This is a genomic window from Chloroflexus islandicus, from assembly GCF_001650695.1.
GTDB classification, from domain to species: domain Bacteria; phylum Chloroflexota; class Chloroflexia; order Chloroflexales; family Chloroflexaceae; genus Chloroflexus; species Chloroflexus islandicus.
Genome location: NZ_LWQS01000084.1, coordinates 1 through 22,746, shown reverse-complemented (window position 1 = coordinate 22,746; position 22,746 = coordinate 1). Strand labels below are relative to the sequence as shown.

The window sequence follows — 22,746 nt, the reverse complement described above, 5'->3', positions numbered from 1 at the left end:
CCCGGCACATTCTTGGGGTGGCCAATCTGCTGCAACATGCGCAGCACTGCCTCGTTAGCGCCGCCGTGGAGCGGGCCCTACCGGCCCCCGCCTATCTGGTTATCGTCTCTTCACGCTACGCCGACAAACTCTCTCTGTATGGCCGGCGGTTCCCGGCTACAATCGGCATGGCCGGTTCCTGAGCGGCGTTCCGGCGCGCCGTGTTGTGTCGCAAAAGGTGATAGTGGTATGGCGTCAAAGCAGATTGTGGTTATTGGTAGTGGTTTTGGCGGCCTCAGCGCCGCGATCCGCTTGGCGGCCCAAGGTCACGCGGTGACGATCCTCGAACAGCGCGATCGGCCCGGTGGCCGCGCCTATGTCTATCAGACCAAAGGCTATACCTTCGATAGCGGGCCGACGGTCATTACTGCTCCGTTTATGTTCGATGAGTTGTGGCAGTTGGCCGGTAAACGGCGCGAAGATTATTTTACCCTTGAACCATGCCGGCCCTATTACCGCCTCTTTAATCACGAGGGTCGCTACCTTGAGTATGGCGATGATGAGCAAGCGCTGCTCGATCAGATTCGCCAGTGGAACCCGGCTGATGTTGAAGGGTACCAGCGCTTTATCGCCAGTACCCGCCCTATCTTTGAGAAGGGGTTTGGCCTGATCGATAAGCCGTTTCTCCATTTCGGCGATATGCTGCGAGTGGCCCCTGACCTCATCCGCCTCAAATCACATCAGAGCGTTTACCGGTTTGTTTCTCAGTTCTTCCAAATTGAAGGGGCCGACTTGAACCGGCTCAGCGCGGCGGCATTGGCGCGCGAACGGCGCTTGAGCACGATTGGCGAGGATAACTTTCATATCGACTGCGGCTATCGCCATCTGCTTGCGCCGCTGAGCGCCGGGTTAGCGATCGAACTGGAAGCTGCGGTCACGCTGGTGCGCTGGGATGCCCAGCAGGTCGCGGTGGAGCTGGCCGATGGCCGCCAATTCCGCGCACGCCAACTTGTCATAACAGTGCCGGTTTCGCTCTTGCAGGCCGGCCAGCCGGCGTTTGATCCGCCGCTGCCAGCGGCCAAGCAAGCCGCCCTCGCAGCCATCCCAATGGGCCACGTCACCAAGCTGGCACTCTGGTTCGACCGCCAATGCTGGCCGGAGTTTACCGTGCTGAGCACCGATGGCGTGATCGCGACGTGGTGGCCGGTGACGAGCGCCCGCGTGCCAACCCTGATGGGCTATATGGGTGGCCGGCAGGCGCTGGCGGTGGCCGATCTGGGTGAAGCCGAAGCGATCGTAACCGCGTTGCGCGAACTGAGCGCCTTATTTAGCGTTGATGCCGCCGCCGCTTACCGCGCTGGCCGCTTGGTCGATTGGTCGCGCGATCCGTGGAGCCGGGGCGCGTACACCTATAGCGCTGCCGGCACACCGGCGGCCCGAGTCGCGCTCGCCGAACCGGTTGGCCCGCTGTTCTTTGCCGGCGAAGCCACCGTCACCGGCGCTGAAATCGCTACGGTGCATGGCGCGCTGGAAAGCGGGCGGCGGGTTGCCCGTGCGATCCTCTTACGCAACCATCAGATTCAAACACACCTCTAACATCCCGCTAGTGTATCATTGCTAGAAAACCGGTACACTACACACAGATACAACATGCCCGCATGGGTACAACAACATTGCAACGGAGGCCAGCACTATGGGCAAAATTGTAGGAATTGACCTTGGCACGACCAACTCGTGCATTGCAGTTATGGAAGGCGGTGATGTGGTCGTCATCCCCAACGCGGAAGGCAACCGCACCACGCCGTCGGTGGTCGCATTTGCCAAGAATGGCGAGCGGCTGGTAGGCCAGACCGCCAAGCGGCAGGCGACGATCAACCCTGAAAACACCCTCTATTCGGTGAAGCGCTTTATTGGGCGCAACTTTGATGAAGTGACGGAAGAGCGCAATCGGGTGCCGTTCAAAGTCGTGAAGGGCCCGCGCAACGATGTGCGCATTTACGTGCCGCAGACCGGCAAAGAGTACGCGCCGCAAGAGATCTCGGCGATGGTCTTGCAGAAGCTCAAAGCTGATGCCGAGGCCTTCCTTGGCGAGCCGGTGACGCAGGCGGTGATTACGGTGCCTGCCTACTTCAACGACAGCCAGCGGCAGGCGACCAAAGATGCCGGTAAGATTGCCGGCTTGGAAGTGCTGCGCATTATCAACGAGCCGACTGCCGCAGCGTTGGCGTATGGGCTTGACAAGAAGAAAGATGAGACCATCCTCGTCTTCGACCTTGGTGGCGGTACGTTCGACGTGAGCATCCTTGAGGTCGGCGATGGCGTGATCGAGGTCAAGGCGACCAGTGGCGACACTCACCTTGGCGGTGATGACTACGACGCCGCGATCGTCAACTGGATCATCGATGAGTTCCGCAAGGATCAGGGCATTGACCTGAGCAAGGATCGGCAAGCCCTGCAACGCCTCAAAGAGGCGGCTGAGAAGGCCAAGATGGAACTCAGCTCGATGATGGAGACCGAGATCAACCTGCCCTTCATCACGGCTGACGCCAGCGGGCCGAAGCACTTGGCGATGAAGCTGACGCGGGCCAAGTTCGAGCAGTTGACCGCGCATCTGACCGAGCGCCTGCGCGATCCGGTGCTGCGCGCGCTGAAAGACGCCGGCTTGCAGCCGAGCCAGATCGACGAAGTGGTCTTGGTCGGTGGTTCGACCCGCATGCCGGTCGTGCAAGAGCTGGTGCGCAAGATGCTCGGCAAAGAGCCGAACAAGAGCGTCAACCCGGATGAGGTGGTGGCGGTCGGCGCGGCGATCCAAGCTGCCGTGCTTGGCGGTGAAGTCAAGGATGTGCTGCTGCTCGACGTGACGCCGCTCTCGCTCGGTGTCGAGACGCTTGGTGGCGTGATGACCAAGTTGATCGAGCGCAACACGACCATCCCGACCCGCAAGACCGAGATCTTCTCGACCGCGGCTGATGGCCAGACGGCGGTTGACATCCACATCTTGCAGGGTGAGCGCGAGATGGCGGCTGACAACATCACGCTTGGTCGCTTCCGCCTCGAGGGTATCCCGCCGGCGCCGCGCGGTGTGCCGCAGATCGAGGTGACGTTCGATATTGACGCGAACGGTATCTTGAATGTGAGCGCGCGGGATAAGGCGACTGGCAAAGAGCAGCGGATCACGATTACCGCCAGCACGAACCTCTCGAAAGACGAGGTTGAGCGCATGGTGCGCGAAGCGCAGCTCCATGCCGCCGAAGACAAGGCTCGCCGCGAGCTGGTTGAGCTGAAGAATCAGGCTGATAGCCTCGCCTATCAGACCGAGAAGTCGCTCAACGAGTTGGGCGATAAGATCGACAGCATCGAGCGCAGCCGGATCGAGGGCCTGATCAAGGATCTGCGCGAAGCGATCGCCAAAGAGGATCGCAACCGCATCCAGCAACTCTCGAACGAGTTGCAGCAGGCGATGTTCAAGATCTCGCAGGCTGCCTACGGCGATGGCGCTGCGCCGGGGGCCGGCAGCAGCGGCGGTCGCAAGGATGATGGCGTCGTCGAAGGCGAGTATACGGTCAACTGATCGGCACCCTCTAGTAGCGATAAGGGCGGGTTTCAAACCCGCCCTTATCGCTTGTCTTGCCCACTCTCTCGCTATCGTCGTCGCTGCTGGCGCGATCGCAACGCCACCGGAAAGATCAACCCCACTTGCCAACGAATGAAGCGCGCCTCCCAATGTTGCCGCCATGGCAGCGGCATTTGGGTTAACGCCTCATAACTGCGCAGCAGGTAAATCGCCAACGGCGGCGCGCCGTGAATCTGCTGCAAGGCTTGCAGGGCCAGCTCGTGCGCTTGTTGCGGATCGCCGCTAATCTGGGCTATCCGCGCCGCCAGCATCGTATGCCAAATCTGATCAGCACGGCTAATCCGGCTCGAATCGGTAAACAGATTGCTCGCCGCTTGCCATTCGGCCATCGCTGCATGCACATCACCAGCCGAGAGATGAATCTCAACCGCGCTGAGGCGGCCCCATACCTGCACCTGATGGTCGCGCGTTCGCTCGCCGCGCGCAACGACTTCAGCCGCGCCGGCCAGCGCCGCCGCGAAATTGCCCGTCCGCGCTTGCGCCATGCAGAGCAGGGCGCGGCATTCGACCCACCGGCGGGTTTCACCGTGCTGCTGGGCAATGTTCAAACCGAGACTCAAGGCTGCCTGCGCCCGTTGCCAGTCTCCCCGGCCCAAAGCGGCGAGGCCCTGCATTTGCGCGGCCCACGCAATGGTGGCCGGGTCGCCCAATTCCCGCGCTAGCCGCATCGCTTTGCGCCGGTACAGCGCGGCGCAGACCGGAAACCGGTTCAACGCAACTTCCATATGCGCGTACGCGCGGGCGCGGGCTAATGGCAACCCAGCGGCTTCGGCCAGATTCAGCGCGCGCAGTAAACTGTGCAACATCGTCAGCGGGTCGCGCTGGTAATAGTCGAGTTGCACTAACAGATTGGCCGCGCGCGCAATTTCCATCGTATCAATGCCTGCCGGCATCGTGCGGAGCCGAATGCCAAGCAGCGCCAGTATTTGCCGCGCACTCTCGATTAGCACCGGCGCGAGCAAGGCCCGCCGAGCGGACGGCAATGGCAGGCCGAGGTGGGCAAAGGCGCTCTGCACCAACCGGTAGCTTTCGCCAAGGCGGCCTTGGCAATAAAACGCTTCTGCCAACATCCGTTCGCGCCGGCCAATCGTGACACTTGTTTGTTCGGTGTTGATCTGGTTCGCTTTGCTCAAGAGATCGATCGCGCTCGCGTAATCACCAGTGTGCAGCGCAAGTTCACCCGCTCGGTCGAGATACGGCTGGGCCCGTACCGGCTCGCCGGCGGCTTGCCAGTGGTAGGCGATGGTCGTTGCGTGCAGCGGATCGTCGCCGGCGCGTTGTTCCAGATACTGGGCCAAGCGGGCATGCACCTGTCGCCGCTGGGCAAAACTCATCAGGTTGTAGATCGCTTCCGCCACTGCCGCTGGCCGGAAGGCGTAGGACAACGTGGGTTCAAACCGCTCAAGCGTGATCAAGCCGGCTTGTTGGATGGCGAAAAGCTGGCTGGTTAGTTGTTGTTCAGTGAGCTGCGCAGGGTGAATGGCCGCTAACATCGCCGGGTCAAATTCGACCCCAATCACACTGGCGACTTTCAATGTCAATTGCTGTTCCAGCGTTAATTGGTCGAAGCGACTCGTGATCAGACCTTGCACCGTGGCCGGCAACCGCACCATCTGCAACGCGGTGCTCGCCGATCCCGGCACGAAGCGACAGATTTGGCGTTGGCGCATAATCAATCCGGCATCGCGTAGGGCTTTGGCGAGCTCAAGGCTAAAAAAGGGATGGCCCCGTGTCTGCTCGGCAATCAGCCGCCAGATCGCTTCATCGACTTGCTCGACTTCAAAGAGCCGGGCAATCAGATCATGAATGGCGAGCGGGGGCAGTCCTTGTAATTTGATCTGATCCATCAATGGATGGTAGAGCAGCCGGCGCTGCCCTTCGGTCTGATTCAGCGGCGGTCTTCCCGTGAGGATCAGCAAGATGGGTGCTTGGCGATCGAGCAGGTCGGCCAGTAACGTCCATGTCGTTTCATCGAGCCATTGCGTATCTTCGACTGCGATCACTAAGGGGGCGCGTTCCGCCACATTGACGAGCAGCGTGATCAGACCGTCACGCAGGCGTCCGGCGTGGGTTGGCGCCAGCGCAGCGAGGTTGGGTGGTTGGCCGATGAGGGTGGTTGGCCAGAGTTCATGGATAATAGTGTCAATGGTATCCGTCAGATCGGTGAGGCGCGGATCGCTCAGTAACCCCGGCAGACCGGCCCGTAGCACATGGTACGGGCTGCGATCGATTAACCGGGCTGTGCCAGCGAGCACGATTGCGCCGTGGTTGCGCGCTTGGGCAATAAAGGCTTGGACGAGATGCGATTTGCCGATGCCGACTTCGCCGGTAATCACGATGCCGCTGCCTTGGCCCTGCCGTAATCGCTCGAAGCGGTCATTGAGCAGCGCCATTTCGTTGGCCCGTCCAACGAGGGCGTTGGTGTAGCGGTTGGTGATCGGTGACCGTCGATCGTATCCATCGGTGATGTTCAATAGCGGCTGAAAAATATGCACCGGATCGGCAATCCCGCGCAGGTATAGCGGGGGCAAGGCATTAAAGCTGATCCGGTCGCGGCAAGCGGCTGCCGTCTCGCCATCGCACAAGATGGGGATGTCTTGCTGCCGCGCCGCTTGCATCAGCCGCGCGGCTCGATTGACGACCGACCCCATCATGGTGTATTCGCGCCGCTCTTGCCCGCCGACCGAACTACAGAGCGCCTGCCCGCTGGTGACGCCAATCGTACAGGTAAACCCCAGATCGGCGAGGGTGTTGACAATATCGTGGGCGGTTAAGACGCCGCGAAGTGCGTCGTCTTCATGGGCAAACGGTGGTAACCCAAACGCGACCAGTAGCGTCGGCCCTTTGTTATCGGTGCCAAGCCGGTTAATGCTGCCTTCGTACCGGTAGATGCAGGTCTGGATCGCGCGCAGCGCCGCCTGTGCTGCCGGTAATGGCGTGTCAGCGGTCAGATCGCCAAGATGGGCAAACAGTACCGTCACATAGCGTTGTTCGGCGAGCCACGCGGTTTGCCCAGCGTCAATCCGGGTCAAAATCGCTTTCGGCACATACGAGCGTAAGAGTTCGATTTGTTCGAGGTCGATCTGTGGTGGGGTTAGCGCCTGCATTGGCACGTCATCGAGCAATGCGGTGAGCCGCCAGTAGCCGCCGGGGAGTGGTGCGGCTGTACACCATGGCTGCGCTAATTGCCAAGCAGTGGCGGTTAAAGCGACTTCTCCCGGCGGCGCTGTCGCTTCGGCGGCGCCGGCCTCACGCACGGCCTCACCGATGATCAAGAGCTCCCAGCGGTCAAAGATGCCACCCAGATGCATCACCGTTACCTCGCCGGCCCCAATCCCTACCCGCGCCCGCAACCCCCGCGCCGCTTCATCCACCACTTCGGTGCTCCAAACGGCAGGCGACATGATCATCTGGATCGCGAGACCGCACTGCACCGCGCGGCGTGTGAGCAATTCCAGCGGCTCGTCGCCGTACCAGAGGGCCAGCAGGCCATCGCCGGCAAATTTGATCACATCCCCGCCATGGGCCGTGACGATCCTGACCAAATGCCCAAAATAGAGTTCGAGGATGTGCGTCAGCTCTTCGGTGCCAGCCGGATTGGTGTGGGTCAGGTGTTCGGTGAGCGCCGTAAATCCCGATAGATCGGCAAACAAGATCGCTGCCGGAAAGCTCTCTTTGGCTGGTTCAAGCCGCCCATCGGCGCCAATGTTTTGCAACCGGCGCCGGATCAGGCTGGGGAGGTAGCAAGCCAATTCGCTGAGGTTGGCAAGCATCATGGCGGTGCGTGATAGTATCGACTAGATCCCTGTTGTTCGATAGGCGGCGCCTGTGCCATACAAGGTGATGTCTCGTTGGGTGTGAGCCTGTTAGGTGGTCTGCTTGATTATGGATCAGAGCTGGTTGTCGCGCAAGTATAGCATTAGCGCGCGGCGCAAATATGCGCCTGCCCATAAGCGATGGTTGAACGATTACCGCGCTTTGCGCCGTATCCGTGTTGCACGTTTGCAGCAAGGCGAGAGTTCCGGTGGCGACGTCTTCCTGAGCATGAGGTCGTTTATATGCTGGCCATCTCAGCGGCGCTATTGATGCTTGTTGGCGCTTCATCACATGCTGGGAGCGAGTAGACTTGCAATGGCTGTCGCTTCCCTTTGACGGTGATAATGTGGCTAATCATTCGCTCATCGTCTTCATTGAGTGCTTGATAGGCGCGGGTTGAGATGATGATTTCGCCTTTCTGCGCTGCGCTCTCAAGTCGCTTGGCTGTATTCACAGTATCACCGATAACATCGTACAACTTGACCCCATTGCTGCCTAACAAACCTTCAACAACCGCTCCATGATGAATCCCAATGCCAATTCCAAGCTGATGCGGGTCGAGCAACTTTTGCATCTGAGAGCGGATGATGAGAGCCGCTTGGAGCGCGCTGGTTGGTTCGGGAAAGATCGCCATGGCTTCGTCGGCTGAGAGTTTAAATTTGATCGCTTGATAGTCTGTAAATACTTTCTCGATAATTTGATAATAGATACGTAGTAGTTTCACGACTTCTTCCGGTGAATGCTGTTCACTCCACTTGGTAAATCCGCGAATATCTATAAACATGATGGTTCGGTCGCGTCGTTGTAACGTGAGTTGTTCTGGTTGGGCCATAGAACGTTCGAGTAATTCGCGACCAAGCAGCCATTCAGCAAACATTTTGAATTGGGCTGTGATCTGGCTGAGACGGTCGAGATGGCGTTCGCTAGCGGCGTTGGCCATACCGGTGATGATGCTCAGAAAAAGGATGGCAATAGTAATAAATTGATGGCTAGGATCGCTAAAAAAGCGATGAAGATTTGTGATATGAATAGGTTGATCCTGCGTAGTTAGGAGATAAAACATGAAGATGATAGTGGTGTTACGAATCATGCTTGCAAAGATGATGCCAAGGTATTTGATGTGATGAAGCCGAGCTTCTTTTTGTATGACTTGCGCGAGCCCAAAGCATCCAGCGAAGATCCAGTATCCGAAATGGTTGGGATTGTCCCAAAAGTGATCTCCTATGAGCAGGATGCCGCTCAAACTATAGAACAATGGGCCTATCAGATGCCCAATAAAATGGTGCAGCACGCTATTGGCTGCGTTGCGCGCAAGATAGAAGGCTTGGATCAAGCCGCTGCTGATGATCAGCGAAAGTTCGCTAGAAGGAAGCGCGCCCGATGTTGCGGCGAGCGTTTCATAGACAAGGTACGCTAGTGGAAAGAAGAGGGCGTTGGCCAAACCCTCGAACAGCGGGCAGATCCGTGATGAACAGCCTATTTGTCGCTCGATGATCGTCGTTGATGTAGTCATATTCATCGTAGATGGGCTATGCCAGAAGTTGTGTTGATTACCCATGCTTATGATGTGAACCCTGCACAGCGCATGCTGCTACTGGCATCCTCGCATGTTCATCGTAAAACAATAATATGAAGACATGCTAAAGCTATGATTGGTAAATGCTGGAGAAAGTTCTCAGGCGGTATAAGGTTGGCTAGCTAGAGTGGGCTGGCTGCGCGCTATGCCAGCGTGCAGGCCCTCATAACAGCGAATGTGATCACATCCCTGCCGGGCGCCGTCACAACCCGCACCAGATGCCCAACGCAGGCTATCGTGCTCGATCGGCCCAGAAGCTCGCCGCTGAGAAGCATTCCTGTGCCGGTTTAACCGGTTGTCGCGCCAGTGCAGCGTTGGCGTGCTGCGCCAGCCGGTTGGCTCAGATGGATTAGCTGCTGCTGCGCATCATTGGCGGCTGCCCAACTCGGATTGCGAGTAGCTTGATGATGGCTCAATGCGTGTTGTGTGCCTAATGCGCTTTGACGGTTTGTTCTTGCGTTTGCCATTGCGCAAGCTCACGTTGAGCAGGGTTGGCGCTTAATACATAGACGGTAATGGGATGCGCTTTGCCTTTGGCGTGAATGGTGCGGGTATGCGGTTGCCGAATACGAGCGGTGCATGCCCGATGCAGCTCTTCAGACGCCAATATCTCGCCGTTGCGCGCGGCGCTCTCAATTCGTTTGGCCGTGTTCACTGTGTCGCCGATCACGTCGTAAAATTTGACGCCACTGCTGCCAAGCAACCCTTCAACGACCAGACCATAGTGCATGCCAATGCCGGCGCCCAATTGTTCAGGGGCAAGCAGATCGCTCATGCGGCGTTGGAGTTGCTGCGCAGCGCTCAGCGCTTCGCTTGGTTGGGCGAAAATGGCCATCACCTCATCGGCTGATAGTTTCCATTTAATGATGTGGTGCTGATGGAAGACCTGCTCGATGGTTTGATAATAGCGGCTTAGGAGTTGTACTGTCTCCTCTGGCGAATGCTGCTCGCTCCATTGCGTGAATCCGCGAATATCCATAAAGAGAATAACGCGCTGTTGGCGATGTTGGTGGAGGAGTTCGGGATGGCTGAGCGATCTGTCCAATAACTCTTTGCCGAGCAGCCATTCTGAGAACACCTTTAGTTGTTCAGATGTGTTCCGGAGTAATTGAAGGTAGTATTGGCCGGCGGCGTTGGCTAAGCCAATGGTAAAACCGAAAAAGAGGATGGCTATGCCGACAAATTGATGGCTGGCGTCAGCGAAAAAGGTGCTCAACGATTGGGTTTGGGCTGGATTGGCATACATTTCAAACAGATAGTACATCAGAAAAATGATAGAAGCTCGTGCAATATTTTCAATAATGAGAACCAAGTATCTGATAGTGTTATGAAGATTTGTTTGTTGCAAGAATTGTGCTGTTCCAATCATAAGTGCAAAGATCCAATAGGCGATATGGTTGGGGTTGTCCCAGAAATGCATGCCTTCGATGAAAATTTCGGTCAGGCTATAGATCGATGGCCCAATCATATTGCCGGCTAGCCGGCGCCATGGCGCAGCAGGGGGCAATGTGGTTAAATAGTAGCTCTGGATGATGCTGCTGACGATCAAAATGTATGGATCATACGAGAGAAAATAGCGGTTTGGCGATTCATGGAGAGCTTCAAATGCGATGTTGGCAATCGCAAAATGGGCCGAGTTGCCAAAAAATTCGAGTGCGTAACGAGTCGCAAAGGAACCATGGAGACGGTGTTCGATGAGTGAGTGTGGCGCCATGCGGTTCCTCCTTCGCGCAGGTGCATTGTGAGCTGTATCACGTGAACGGTCGCGCAACCGGTTTGGTTATGCTCACAGTAGTGAGGTTGAGTGAGATTTTGATTGGGAAAAGATGAGTAGATGATGAGAACGATAGGGTGTGTTCAGAATGTTTTAGGGTGCTGCTACCCGCTGCTGATAGTGTTGTCGTAGGGTGATCCCAATCTGTTCCAGCTCGGCGCAGTGCCGTTGCCATGAAAATTCGGCCACGACGCGGGCGCGCGCCCGTTGCCCCATCGCAAACGCCGCTGCCGGGTCGGCCAGCACGCGCTCGATGGCGGCGGCTAGATCGGCGATGTCGCCTTCCCGGAAGAGCGCCCCTTCTGTCCCTTCCCGGATGATGGCGTTCAGCGGCGGGATCGCAGCAGTGACGACCGGTAAGCCGGCGGCCATATATTCGTAAATCTTCAGCGGTGACCAGAAGAAGCCGGCGGCGCGCAGGGCCGGGTGGGGGGCAGTGTTGAAGGGCGCGACGCCAAGATGGGCTTGCGCCAGCAACTCCGGCAGCCGTTCATGCGGTACCGCGCCGGTGAAGGTGAACTGTTGGGCGTATGGCGCGGCCAATGTCTCGGCAGCGGCGCGCTCAGGGCCGTCGCCGATCAGTGTGAAGCGGTAGGGGTGCCCGCGTTCAATCAAGAGCCGCGCCGCGCGCACGAAGTCTTGCACGCCGTGCCACGCCCGAAATGACCCGATAAACACGATGTTGGGCGGGCCGGGGGGCGGCCCCGCCGGCGGTATGAACATCTCGACGTTCGCGCCCCATGGCAATTCAACGATCTTTGTCCGTGGAATACTAGCCGGCACGGTTGTGTGCAACGGCGTCACAATCCGATCCGCCCACTGGCATTGCCGCTCGGCCCAGCGCCGGAATGGCCCGCCTAACGCATCGTCGAGCCGGCGCTTAGCAATTTCCGGCGGATCGACCATCAGTGCATTCACCTCGAGGATCGCTGGAATGCCTAACCGCCGCGCTGCGATCATGCCGGCCCCGGCGAAGTTGTAGTAGCGCTCGATGACCAGATCAGGCCGTAACGAGCGCACCAACCGTATGACCGCCGCCACGCCGAGCAGGCTCAGCAGTTTGGGCAGGTCTTGCTGGTACAGCGTGAACCCGCTGTAGGGCCGCCCGGCGAGCCGGCGCATTGGCCGGAGGCGCAGATGGCTGAGCGGCAGCTCACGGCTGGCCGCCACCACATGCACGTCATGGCCGCGTTGGGCCAGACCGCGCGCGACTTCCAGCGTGTGAATGCTGCCGCCCAATGTGCCCGGCACCGGAATGCCGGAAGCAAGGTACAGGATACGCACAGGTGCCTACAACCGCTCGTACCGCTCAAGATCCATCGTGATCGCCAGCGTCCCCGGCGCTGCCCGTTGCATAATCTCGTGCGCGCGATCGACTTGCGCATCTTCCACGCCCACCAGCAGCGTTGTGTTTCCCCGGCGCAAAAAGCCGCCGGTCGTCGCCAGCCGTGTCACGCGAAACCCGGCGGAGACCAGCGCGTCAACGCCGGCATCGGCGTTCGCATCTTCGACCACGAAGACAATCAATTTCATATCGACCCTTTCGCATGCTGCCATCTCTTGCTGCCGAGATTATACGAAGAGGCGGCCCTGCCGTCAATCGTTTTCCTATTGTTGGGCAACGTTGCCTGTGTTATGATCGTGATCAGCGGTTCGCCCTTGATGCTCGAAAGGGGGTTCGCTATGCCAGCACCGGTTATTCCGCATCGCTTTCCTGATCGGCGCGCTGCCGGGCGGGCTTTGGCGTGGGCCTTAAGCCAGTATGCTGACCGGCCTCGCCTCCAAGTTCTGGCCCTGCCCCGCGGCGGTGTGCCGGTCGCCTATGAAGTGGCGCAAGCGCTCGCGGCGCCGCTCGATGTGTTGCTGGTGCGCAAGTTGGGGGTGCCCGGCCAGCCAGAGTTGGCAATGGGCGCGATTGCCGAACAGGGGGCGCGGGTGCTTAATCATGATATCATCGCTGATTTGGGCATTCCGCCCCACGTCATCGAAGAGATTACCGCGCTGGAACAGGCTGAAATCGCGCGCCGCGCCCGCGCTTACCGCGGCCAGCGCCCGCCGCCGGAGTTGCACGACAAGACGGTGATTATTGTTGATGATGGTTTGGCCACCGGCGCGACCATGCACGCCGCGGTGAACTGCGTCCGTTTGCAGCAGCCGCGCTGGATTACAGTGGCAGTGCCGGTGGCCAGCACCGAGAGCGTGCGCCATCTGCGTACCGTGGCCGATGATGTGGTTGCGGTGTTGGCCGTCGAGCCGTTCTACGCGCTCAGTTACTGGTATGATGATTTTCGCCAGACGAGTGATGATGAAGTGCGGCGGTTGTTGCAGGCTAGTTTGCCCGCTAGCGCCGTGCCGTATGAAGAGGGTGCATGATCGTCGTTCAACTCTTCGGTGTTCCACGGGTATTGCGTAACAATCAGCCGGTGACGTTGCCGCGCCGGCGGAATCGGGCATTGCTGTTTTATCTGGCTGCGCACGCGCAGCCGGTGCGGCGTGAACAGGTGTTGGCCCTCTTTTGGCCCGACCACGAGCGTGGCGCGGCCCAACAGCTTCTTCGTTCCGCGCTCTACACCATTCGCCGCGCGGTTGGCGATGCGTTGATCGCCGATGATGAGCAGCTTGCGCTCGCGGCGACCGTTGATCTGCGCGCCTTGCACGCCGTGATGGCCGATTCGCAGGCCAGCGCCGCCGCCTTGGCAGCCGTGTTGCCCTCCGATCCTGCCGAATTGTTGGCCGGTTTCGAGCTGCTCGATTGCGAGCCGTTTCAGTTTTGGTTAGAGGGATCCCGTGCCCAAGCTCGTTCGCTGGTGGGGCGGGGATGGCTGCGCTTGGCCCGTCTCTATGAACAAGACGGCGATCTAGTCAATGCGCTGCGGGCGCTCGATGCTGCTCTCGCTATCGATCCGCTCCAAGAGGACGTGCAGCGCGATGCGATGCGCTTGGCCTACCTGAGCGGCGATCGAGTCGGTGCGATCCGGCGCTTTGAACGGTTGCGAGATCTGCTTGACCACGAGTTGGGTGTGCCGCCGATGCGCGAAACACAGGCGTTGTACGACGCGATTATTACCGATACGCTCGCGGTGTCGCCTGCGCCGCGCTTCCGCCCGCCGGTGGCCAATGGCTTGTTGCCGTTTACCGGTCGCGAGGCTGAACTAGCACGCTTGCGCGCTGAAGCGCGCCCCGGTCGCTTGCTGCTGATTGAAGGCGTGCCCGGTATTGGCAAAACCCGTCTGGCCGAAGAGTTTCTTGCGTGGCGCGGCGGAGTGGCGCTCAGCGGGGTCGCGCGTGAGCTAGAACAGAATGTGCCCTACCATCCGATCAGCGCGGCGCTGGCGATGCTGGCGGCCCGTCCAGAATGGCCTACCTTGCGCGCGCAGGTGCGTCTCGCTCCGATCTGGTGGAGCGAACTGGGTCGCCTCTTGCCCGATCTGGCCCCGCCGCCTGCCGAACCGCCCGACGAGGCGCGCTTGTGGGAGGCTATCACCCGTCTGTTGGTCGAGATCGCTCGCCAAATCCCGTTGAGTCTCTTGATCGACGATCTCCAATGGGCCGATGCGAGTACCTTGGGTTGGCTTGGCTATCTGTTGCGGCGGAGCGCTGAAGCTGATCTGGTGGTGGTCGCCACCGCGCGTCTGCCCGAACCGCGCAGCCCGCTCGCCGGCTTGATCCGCGCGTTGGTACGCGAAGAGCGGTTGATCCGCTTGGCGATCGATCGCTTGCCGCCGGAGGCGACGCTCGCCATTGCTCGCCGTCTTAGCCCAACCTTTGCCCATCCGCTCGCTGGTTGGCTCGAACAGAGCGCGGAAGGCAATCCCTATATCATCGCCGAGCTGGTGCGGCATGCCCGCACTGCCGGCTGGCTGACTGCCGATGGCATGGTCGATCTGAGTGCGCTCTCGGCGCAGCCGGTCGTGCCGCAGACGGTGTACCACCTGATCGAATCGCGCCTCAGCCGCCTCTCCGATCCGGCCCGGCGGTTTCTCGATGCAGCGGTGGTGGTTGGGCGCGATTTTGATTTCGCGGTTGCGGCCAAAGCGGCGGCGCTGTCGGAAGAGGCGGCGCTGGATGCGCTCGATGAGCTGTTGGCGGCGCGGTTGGTGTTGCCGTGCGCCGATGGCCGGTTTTGCTTTGACCATAGCTTGACGATGGAAGTCGCCTCCCGTGATGTGGGTGAATTGCGCTACCGGATGTTGCACCGGCGGGTAGGTGAAGCGCTTGAGACCGTCTACCGCGACCGGCTTGACGATCTGGCCGGCCAGATTGCGTTCCATTTTGCCGCCGGCGGCTGGTTGGAACGCGCCGCGACCTACGCCTTGCGCGCCGCTGAACGCGCCGCGGCCTTGGCGGCTTGGCCGGAAGCTGCTGAGTTCTATGCGCAGGCGCTGGCCGGCGCGCCAGCAATGCAACGTTCGGCCATCTTGCTCAAGTTGGGTGAGGCGCGCTTGCAATCGGGGTCAGCGGCGCTGGCTGCTGAAGCCTTCCGCGATGCGATTGCAACTGCGCCGTCCGCGCACGAGGCGCTCGTGGCCCGGCTGGCCTTGGCCCGCGCCCTCATTCCGCAGGGTCGCTATGCCGATGTGATTGCGCTAGTGAGCCGGCTCGATCCAACGGCGCCTCCGAACGAACAGGCTACGGCGCTCTTTTTGTGGGGGACGGCGCTTTCGCTCGAGGGGGCCGATCTCTATGGCGCTGCCGAACGTTTGACCGCTGCCGAACAGGTGCTTCAATCGTGTCCGGTTGCTGATCAAGCCGCCTTGGCGCAGGTCAATTTCGAGCTGGGCAATATTGCTGCGCAGCAAGGTGATCTTGATGCCGCTATTGCCCGTTACGAAGCGGCGCAGCGCATTGCTGACCAGACGGGTGACGAGGCCAGTACGTGGCGCGTGCTGGCCCGCAATAACCAAGCCTACCACCGGTTGTTGCGCGGCGAGGTGGCTGCCGCCGGCGCGATCATCACCGCCGCGCTGGCGTTGGCTGAAGAACGCGGGTTATTGGCATTGCAACCGTACCTGCTTTCGACCGCCGGCGAAGTGGCGCTGGCCCAAGACGATCTCGCCACCGCGCAAGCGTACTTCCAACAGGGCTTAGGCTTGGCCAACCAACTCGGCATTCCCGAACGGGTGGCCGGTCTCACGGCTAATCTCGGCTTGGTAGCCGCCCGCCGCGGTGAAACCACGTGTGCCGTTCACTATCTCTCAACGGCGCTGGCCCAAGCCGATACCCTTGGCGCCCGTCATCTGGCCGCGCAAATCCGGGTGTGGCTCGCGCCGCTGCTGCCCGTAGCCGAGGCGCGCGCCGTGCTGGCCGAAGCGCAAGCGCTGGCCGAATCCGGTGGCCGCCAACGCTTGTTGGCCGCAATTGCCGAGGCGCGCGCGGTTGTGGCTGAACGGGAAGCGGCGCTGTATGTCGCGTAAAATGGAACGACTTGGCAATCATCTTCGGCGTTCTTGCTCGTTTTTGCAGTGAGTGCGTATGCGGTGTACCTAAACTGATCCGCGGTGGCGAATGCCTCGTGGTGTGGTTGCCGGCAAGGGGGGGCTATGGTGCGACCACAGATCGGGGATATGATCGGGCATGCCCAGATCGAAGCGCTGATCGCCTCATCGGTGTACAGCGATGTCTATCGGGCCAGCGATCTGCGCAGTGGTAAACCATGCGCTGTGCGCTTGTGGCGCGCCTCGTTTGATTATGTTACTGAATTACGCGCGCTCTTCCACCATGAAGCGCGGATTGCGGCTGCGCTCCGCCATCCGCACATCCTGCGCATCAGCGAGATCGGTGAATGGCACGGCTATGGCTTTATCACCAGCGAGTATATGGCGGCAGGATCACTGCCGATGTGGTTGCGGCGGGTATCTGCGCCGCCTGCCATCCTCTTTGATTTGCTCAGGCAGGCAGCGCTAGCCTTAGCGTATGCCCACCGGTTTCATGTCGTGCATGGCGATCTCCGTCCTGCCGCTCTGCTCTTAACCCCTGATGTGCGCTATCGCGCCGGGTTTCGGCTGGCCATCAGTGGTGTGGCGCTAGGACGGCTGAGTAGCGAAGCGCTCGCGCTTGGCGGCATTACCCCGAATCGGTATATTGCACCGGAACGGCGTACCGGCGCTGAACCATCACCTGCCGCCGATATCTTTGCGTTTGGCCAGATCTTAGGCGATCTGTTCGGCGATACGCCTGCTGATCCGCACATCATTGATCTGATGACCGCTTGCTGTGTGCTTGATCCCGCGCGGCGTCCGCCGGCAGCCGCGATTGCGCTCGCGCTCGCCCTGCGGGTGCGCGCATTGAGCAAAGATATAGCTTAACGATCCTGCTCGTGGGTAATGCTCTTGACCCGCCCAATATCAGCCGCAATCCGCGCGGTAATGGCTTCGGCCTGTTTCCGGGCCACTTCCGGCATCAGCGTTGCGCTTTCGCGCGCGCGCCAACAAGCGGCAAAATGGCCGTTGCCGTAATCGACAAACGGCGGTTCCTCTTCGCGGCACTTCTGGATGGCAATCGGGCAGCGAGTATGGAAATGGCAGCCTGACGGCGGGTTGAGCGGGCTCGGCACATCACCCTCTAAAATGATCCGCCGGCGTTGCTGTTCCACTTTCGGATCAGGGATCGGCACCGCCGAGAGCAGCGCTTGCGTGTACGGGTGCAGCGGCATCGAATACAGTTTTGGCCCCTCGGCTAACTCGACCACTTTGCCGAGGTACATCACTGCCACCCGGTCAGAGATATGGTTCACCACGCTGAGATCGTGCGCAATGAACAGATAGGTCAACCCAAGTTTGTCTTGCAACTCTTCCAATAGATTGACCACTTGCGCCTGAATCGACACATCAAGCGCCGAGACCGGCTCGTCGCAGACCACGAAATCCGGCTCAACCGCCAACGCGCGCGCGATCCCGATCCGTTGCCGTTGGCCGCCGGAAAACTCGTGCGGGTAGCGGTTGGCAAACGCTGGGTTGAGCCCAACCAAATGCAACAGTTCCTCAACCCGTTCGCGCACGGCCCGCCCTTCGCGCAGCTTATGCACCCGGATCGGCTCAGCAATAATGTCGCCGACCGTCATGCGCGGGTTGAGCGAGGCATACGGGTCTTGGAAAATCATTTGCACCCGGCGGCGCATGTGGCGCAGGTCATTGCCGCGCAATTTGGTCAAATCGGTACCCTGAAAGATCACCTGCCCGCTGGTGGGGCGATACAATTGCAAAATCGCTCGCCCAGTCGTGCTCTTGCCACAACCCGACTCGCCCACCAACCCGAGCGTCTCGCCGCGCTTGATGGTGAAACTGACGCCATCAACCGCTTTCACCGTGCCTACGCGCCGCTGAAAAATGATCCCCCGTGTGACCGGGAAATGCATGCGCAGGTCTTTTACTTCGATCAACTGTTCGCTAGAGGATTGTGCCAACGTAGCCATGAAATGCCTCGCCTCGTCAAGCCGCAACGTCGCTGGTTACTTGCTGGGGAACAGGGGTGTCAATGGTAATGTCGAAATGGCATGCCGCCCGATGGTATTGGCCCACACTGCGCAATGCCGGCGCGCTGGCGAGGCATTCCTCTCGCGCATAGTCGCAACGCGGGCTAAAGGGGCAGATCGGCGGCAAATCGATCAAATTCGGCGGCAAGCCGCGGATCGGCGTCAAGCGCCGGCCCCGCTCTTCATCGAGCCGCGGGATCGAGCGCAACAGGCCAATCGTATACGGCATGCGCGGGTTGGCAAAGATTTCGCTGGTGGGGCCTTCTTCGACCACCTTACCGGCGTACATCACCGTCACCCGGTCAGTCATGCCAGCGACGACGCCAAGGTCGTGCGTAATCAAAATCACCGCCGTCCCCAACTCTTCGCGCAACCGGTTGATCAATTCGAGGATCTGGGCCTGAATTGTCACATCGAGCGCCGTCGTCGGCTCGTCGGCGATCAGCAGTTCGGGGTTGCACGAGAGCGCCATCGCAATCATCACCCGCTGGCGCATACCGCCCGAAAACTGGTGCGGATAGTTATCGAGCCGCTTGCTGGCCGAGGGAATGCCCACCATATCGAGCAGCTCGACCGCGCGATCACGCGCCTCTTTCTTGGTCAACTTGAGGTGCAACTCGAGCGACTCGGTGATCTGCCGGCCAATCGTCAACACCGGGTTGAGCGACGTCATCGGGTCTTGAAAGATCATCGCAATCCGGTTGCCGCGAATATTCCGCATCTCCTCTTCGCTGGCTTGCAGCAGATCTTCGCCGTCGAATAGAATTTGGCCGCCGGCGATCTTACCCGGCGGGGTTGGGATCAGCCGCATAATCGAGAGCGACGTGACCGATTTGCCACAACCCGACTCACCGACGATACCGAGCGTTTCGCCTCGATTGACATAAAAAGAAACACCGTCAACCGCTTTGACGATGCCGTCTTGCGTATGGAAATAGGTGCGTAGATCGCGAACTTCGAGCAATGGGGCCATACAGATCCTCTGTCTCGTTGCCCTCGCGGTAGGCGGGCATGGCCGTTCCGTTGTTATGTTTACCTTTGATAGTGCGGATATGAGGGATAGTACCACAGAAAACCGGTCAATGTCAAGAAAACAAGGAGCGCCGCACGGCTGTGCGGCGCTCCTGTGGCGTTAATGGGAGGCGAACATGCGTTACCAGACCCTGCGGCCCGGCACATCAAATGTCGCGGTACTCAAGATATCAAGGATGGTCGGTACATAGTTGATGATCAGAATGACTGCCGCAACCGCCACCCATACCAGCAGCCGGTCAAGGATCTTCGGGCCGTCTTCAGGGCCAGAAAGCGCCTTGGCGAAGGAGAAATCGGGCGCTTCGGCCAGCTTCTTGCCACGGGTCAGCGTCATAATCATGTTGAGGTAGTAGAAGATGGCGCTCACGAACATGATCAGACCGCCGATCATCGCGAAGAAGAGGAAGAACCGCCACTCATCCTGCACGTATGGCGCGCCGCCGATGTCGGTGCGGCGGGGCATGCCGCGCAGGCCGAGCTCGTGCATGAAGTGCGAGAAGAGACCCATACCGACAAACCAGAGCCACGGCTGGGCCACCGCCAACCCGCGGCTCCACAACTGCCGCCCCGTGAGGTGCGGCACTAGCCAGTAGGTGATGCCCATAAAGCTCAGCGCCACTGCCGTGCCGACCGTCAGGTGGAAGTGACCCGAAATCCATGCCGTGTTATGCACCACGAGGTTGACGTTGTACGAAGCATTCACCAACCCGCTGATGCCGCCGAAGGCAAACAACATCATCGCCACAATTTGGGCCGAGATTTCGGGCTTGCCCCACGGCAAGTTAAAGATCCACGCCAGCCACCCTTCGCCTCCGTTGCGCCGGCCTGCATACTCCAGCGACGCGACCACGTTGAAGAAGGTGAGCAAGCTGGGGAAGAACACGCCAAAGGTGAAGATCGCATGCACCAGCTTCCACATCTCGGAAATGCCCGGATCGGTCACTTGATGGTGCATACCGATCGGCAGCGACAGGATCAGGAAGAGAATGAACGAGACCCGCGCCATTGGATCGCTGAACAGCTTACCGCCGGCCTGTTCCGGCACGAGGGTGTACCACGAGATGTACGCCGGCAACAGCCAGAAGTAGACGATCGGGTGGCCGGTGAACCAGAACAGGGTGCGCGCCAGCACCGGGTCGGTGCCGCCCACGAGCCCGAGCGACCACGGAATGACCAGAAAGATCATCTCGCTCGCCACGCCGATGGTCGAGATCGTCCACATCAGCATGGTCACGATCGCCATAAATGCCGGCAGTGGCGTGCGCTGGCCGGGGTTGTCCGCGAGCCACGCATTGCGGGTGATGATCATATTCGCCAACAACAACCATGTCCCAGCCACCACCAGCGTCAGACCGATGTAGAAGAGCGCATCAGCCTTCAGCGGCGGGTAGAAGGTAAACATCACGGTGGCGTTGTTGGTAAGCAGCGGGATCGCCGCCAACACCAAACCCGTCAACATCACCCAGAGCGTTGCCCACGCCAGCCGGCTGCTGGCTAGCGGGCGGTTCAGACTCTTGGCGAAGATATAGGTCAAAAAGCCAATAATGTAGAATGTTGTGAAGACCAATACATTCAAAACACCGTGGACGGTCAGTCCCTGATAATAACCGCCGGGGAGCAGCGGTTTCGATGGGGTGTAGAGATCCAAGCCGTTGTAGCGCAGGATCTGGAGTACACCCATCAAGCCGCCGACAGCGAGCGCAGCGAATGCAATGAAGATATTGATCCCGGCAAGCTTGCGCTCAACACTGAGATCAGTGCTGATTGCTACCGGGCGGGCGCGTGCTGCAATACTGGCCATGCAACCATCTCCTTAGATAATATCACGTCTAGTTGACGATGACCGTTCCATACATGACATGGTGGCCGGCGCCACAGTATTCGTGGCAGACGAACAGGTATTCTCCCGGTTTGTCAAACGTTGCCGTGACCCGCGATACTTGGCCGGGAATAACCATCACATTAATAGGAGTGCCGTTAATTTTGAAGCCGTGAATGACATCCTTGCTCGTTAAAATGAAAGTGACTTTCGAACCGGCTGGCACTTCAATTTTGTTCGGCGTGAACATGAAGGTCTGGGCCGTAATGATCGCTTCGTAGCGACCGGGTGCAATTTCGCGCAGGCCGGTCTGGCTAAAGGTGGAATCGGCCCCGGCAGCCACTGCGCTGACGCTGACCCGCCCTGCCGTGGTGGGAACCCGCACGCCAACCGCAAAGGCGGTAATCAGGATCGCAACCAGCATCGAGACCGGAATCGCGACGCTGGGCAAGATCCACGCCACTTCAAACAGATAGCTGATAAACTTCTTGTCTTTCATGACGCCGGTATCCCTCCGTTGTTCAACAGGGTCAGGTAGACCTGCATCCACAGAATGCTCATCGCCAGCAAGAACCCTAACGTGATCATCAGCGCGCCGCGTGGCGGCTCGTGATCATCTTCATGCTCGTCGTCCGATGGGCGGCGGTAGCTTGACATCCTTTCCTCCTCAGGTTACTCCGGATAACACACAAACAGATGAGACGCTTCGTACACCAGCCGCATCGCCCCTTGGCTGCCCATTTCGCGCGTGAGCAGATCAATGTCGCGTAGCGCGATGGCCAGCGGTGGCCCTTCGGCTGGGTACGAGGTGCGGATCATCCCGCTGGAATCGATCAAAAACGTGCGCCGTTCAGCGTAAAGCTTGCCGTTGGCGTCAGGTTCGGTGTAGTACACGCCTAACCCGCCGCCGACGACCATCTTGACCTCGCGCGGATCACCAGTGACAAACCGCCAACTTTGCGGATCAACGCCGAGTTGGCCGGCCAATGCCGAAAGATCGGCTGGGGTATCGTGCGCCGGATCAAGGGTGATGGTGAGAAACAGTACGTCGCTGCCCAACCGCCCGCTCCGTTGCAGTTCTTGCCGCAGTTCGAGCAGGCGCTTGGTTTGCTCGGCGCATTCGTCGCCGCACCGGCTATGCATCAGGCTGACAAACACCATCCGCCCGCGCAGATCACTGTCGAGCAGCCGGCTGCCGCGTTGATCGGTCAACGAAAACGGGGGAAATTGCTCGCCGCGTGGCAAAACTTTAACCGGACGGGCAATCACGAACCACAAGAAGGTTACTAAGAGTCCGCTCAGCAGGACGATGCCTAATCCTATCCACCAACGCAGCGCGCGCTGCGCAGTTGCGGCGTGGCTTCCTTGCCGAGTTGTGGTTGAACCGAGTGCTATCCCTAGCCGCATGGTGCGATCCGTCTAGCTACAATCGCTTGCAAGCCGAGTATACCTAGCGATCGGTTGTAGCGGAGTAAAGCGGTTATAACGAAAGGTTGCAGAACCGCAACTTTTCATCTTTCTATTCACAGTGAATGTATACACGATATACAAATAATTCCAGTGTGGCTGAATGTAATTACTGCACGGAATTGTTAGTGGGGCGGGGGCCGGTAGGGCCGGTAGGGGCGAGGCATTGCCTCGCCCC

17 protein-coding genes are annotated in these 22,746 nt (G+C 59.5%); 6 read left to right on the top strand and 11 right to left on the bottom strand.

The window, feature by feature from the left end:
* The 3 genes from A6A03_RS21135 to dnaK form a co-directional block, all read left to right on the top strand.
* Window positions 1-182 (top strand): hypothetical protein (locus A6A03_RS21135; RefSeq protein WP_483772864.1); only part of this gene is annotated, 182 nt, incomplete at its 5' end.
* A 46-nt stretch (window positions 183-228) separates the two neighbouring features.
* Window positions 229-1,575 (top strand): flavin monoamine oxidase family protein, encoded by a 1,347-nt coding sequence (locus A6A03_RS16630; RefSeq protein ID WP_066790523.1) that lies wholly within the window; start codon window positions 229-231, stop codon window positions 1,573-1,575.
* A 97-nt stretch (window positions 1,576-1,672) separates the two neighbouring features.
* On the top strand, window positions 1,673-3,550 hold the full coding sequence (dnaK, locus tag A6A03_RS16625) for a molecular chaperone DnaK (RefSeq protein ID WP_066790522.1): 1,878 nt from the start codon (window positions 1,673-1,675) through the stop codon (window positions 3,548-3,550).
* A gap of 71 nt (window positions 3,551-3,621) precedes the next feature.
* On the opposite strand, the gene A6A03_RS16620 is transcribed toward dnaK, so the two are convergent.
* From A6A03_RS16620 to A6A03_RS16600, 5 genes are all read right to left on the bottom strand, one after another.
* Complete coding sequence (locus A6A03_RS16620; protein WP_066790521.1) at window positions 3,622-7,389, bottom strand: AAA family ATPase; 3,768 nt, start codon at window positions 7,387-7,389, stop codon at window positions 3,622-3,624.
* 278 nt (window positions 7,390-7,667) lie between these two features.
* Window positions 7,668-8,942: an adenylate/guanylate cyclase domain-containing protein gene (locus tag A6A03_RS16615; protein WP_172812326.1), complete on the bottom strand. Its 1,275-nt coding sequence runs from the start codon at window positions 8,940-8,942 to the stop codon at window positions 7,668-7,670.
* Between the two features lie 493 nt (window positions 8,943-9,435).
* On the bottom strand, window positions 9,436-10,719 hold the full coding sequence (locus A6A03_RS16610; protein ID WP_066790519.1) for an adenylate/guanylate cyclase domain-containing protein: 1,284 nt from the start codon (window positions 10,717-10,719) through the stop codon (window positions 9,436-9,438).
* 153 nt (window positions 10,720-10,872) lie between these two features.
* On the bottom strand, window positions 10,873-12,063 hold the full coding sequence (locus tag A6A03_RS16605) for a glycosyltransferase family 4 protein (RefSeq protein WP_066790517.1): 1,191 nt from the start codon (window positions 12,061-12,063) through the stop codon (window positions 10,873-10,875).
* Between the two features lie 6 nt (window positions 12,064-12,069).
* Window positions 12,070-12,312: a cyclic-di-AMP receptor gene (locus tag A6A03_RS16600; protein ID WP_066790515.1), complete on the bottom strand. Its 243-nt coding sequence runs from the start codon at window positions 12,310-12,312 to the stop codon at window positions 12,070-12,072.
* Between the two features lie 150 nt (window positions 12,313-12,462).
* Here A6A03_RS16600 and A6A03_RS16595 point away from each other — a divergent pair, with 150 nt between their 5' ends.
* From A6A03_RS16595 to A6A03_RS16585, 3 genes are all read left to right on the top strand, one after another.
* Window positions 12,463-13,152, top strand: a complete 690-nt coding sequence (locus tag A6A03_RS16595) for a phosphoribosyltransferase (protein ID WP_066790526.1) — start codon at window positions 12,463-12,465, stop codon at window positions 13,150-13,152.
* Window positions 13,149-16,193, top strand: a complete 3,045-nt coding sequence (locus A6A03_RS16590) for an ATP-binding protein (protein ID WP_066790514.1) — start codon at window positions 13,149-13,151, stop codon at window positions 16,191-16,193. Before A6A03_RS16595 ends, A6A03_RS16590 begins: the two co-directional genes overlap by 4 nt.
* 126 nt (window positions 16,194-16,319) lie before the next feature.
* Window positions 16,320-17,084, top strand: coding sequence for a protein kinase domain-containing protein (locus tag A6A03_RS16585; protein WP_066790513.1), 765 nt, complete (start codon window positions 16,320-16,322; stop codon window positions 17,082-17,084).
* Here the strand turns inward: A6A03_RS16585 and A6A03_RS16580 are convergent.
* From A6A03_RS16580 to A6A03_RS16560, 6 genes are all read right to left on the bottom strand, one after another.
* A complete protein-coding gene (locus A6A03_RS16580; RefSeq protein ID WP_066790511.1) occupies window positions 17,081-18,190 on the bottom strand; it encodes an ABC transporter ATP-binding protein in 1,110 nt (369 codons plus the stop codon). The two genes, A6A03_RS16585 and A6A03_RS16580, sit on opposite strands and share 4 nt — an antisense overlap.
* A 16-nt stretch (window positions 18,191-18,206) precedes the next feature.
* Complete coding sequence (locus A6A03_RS16575; protein ID WP_066790510.1) at window positions 18,207-19,223, bottom strand: ABC transporter ATP-binding protein; 1,017 nt, start codon at window positions 19,221-19,223, stop codon at window positions 18,207-18,209.
* A 180-nt stretch (window positions 19,224-19,403) separates the two neighbouring features.
* Window positions 19,404-21,083, bottom strand: coding sequence for a b(o/a)3-type cytochrome-c oxidase subunit 1 (locus A6A03_RS16570; protein ID WP_066790507.1), 1,680 nt, complete (start codon window positions 21,081-21,083; stop codon window positions 19,404-19,406).
* Window positions 21,084-21,111: 28 nt separating this feature from the next.
* Window positions 21,112-21,600: a cytochrome c oxidase subunit II gene (locus tag A6A03_RS16565; RefSeq protein WP_066790505.1), complete on the bottom strand. Its 489-nt coding sequence runs from the start codon at window positions 21,598-21,600 to the stop codon at window positions 21,112-21,114.
* Window positions 21,597-21,758, bottom strand: a complete 162-nt coding sequence (locus A6A03_RS20465) for a hypothetical protein (RefSeq protein WP_156525372.1) — start codon at window positions 21,756-21,758, stop codon at window positions 21,597-21,599. Before A6A03_RS20465 ends, A6A03_RS16565 begins: the two co-directional genes overlap by 4 nt.
* Window positions 21,759-21,773: 15 nt before the next feature.
* Window positions 21,774-22,508, bottom strand: a complete 735-nt coding sequence (locus tag A6A03_RS16560) for an SCO family protein (RefSeq protein ID WP_156525371.1) — start codon at window positions 22,506-22,508, stop codon at window positions 21,774-21,776.
* Window positions 22,509-22,746: the final 238 nt, after the last annotated feature.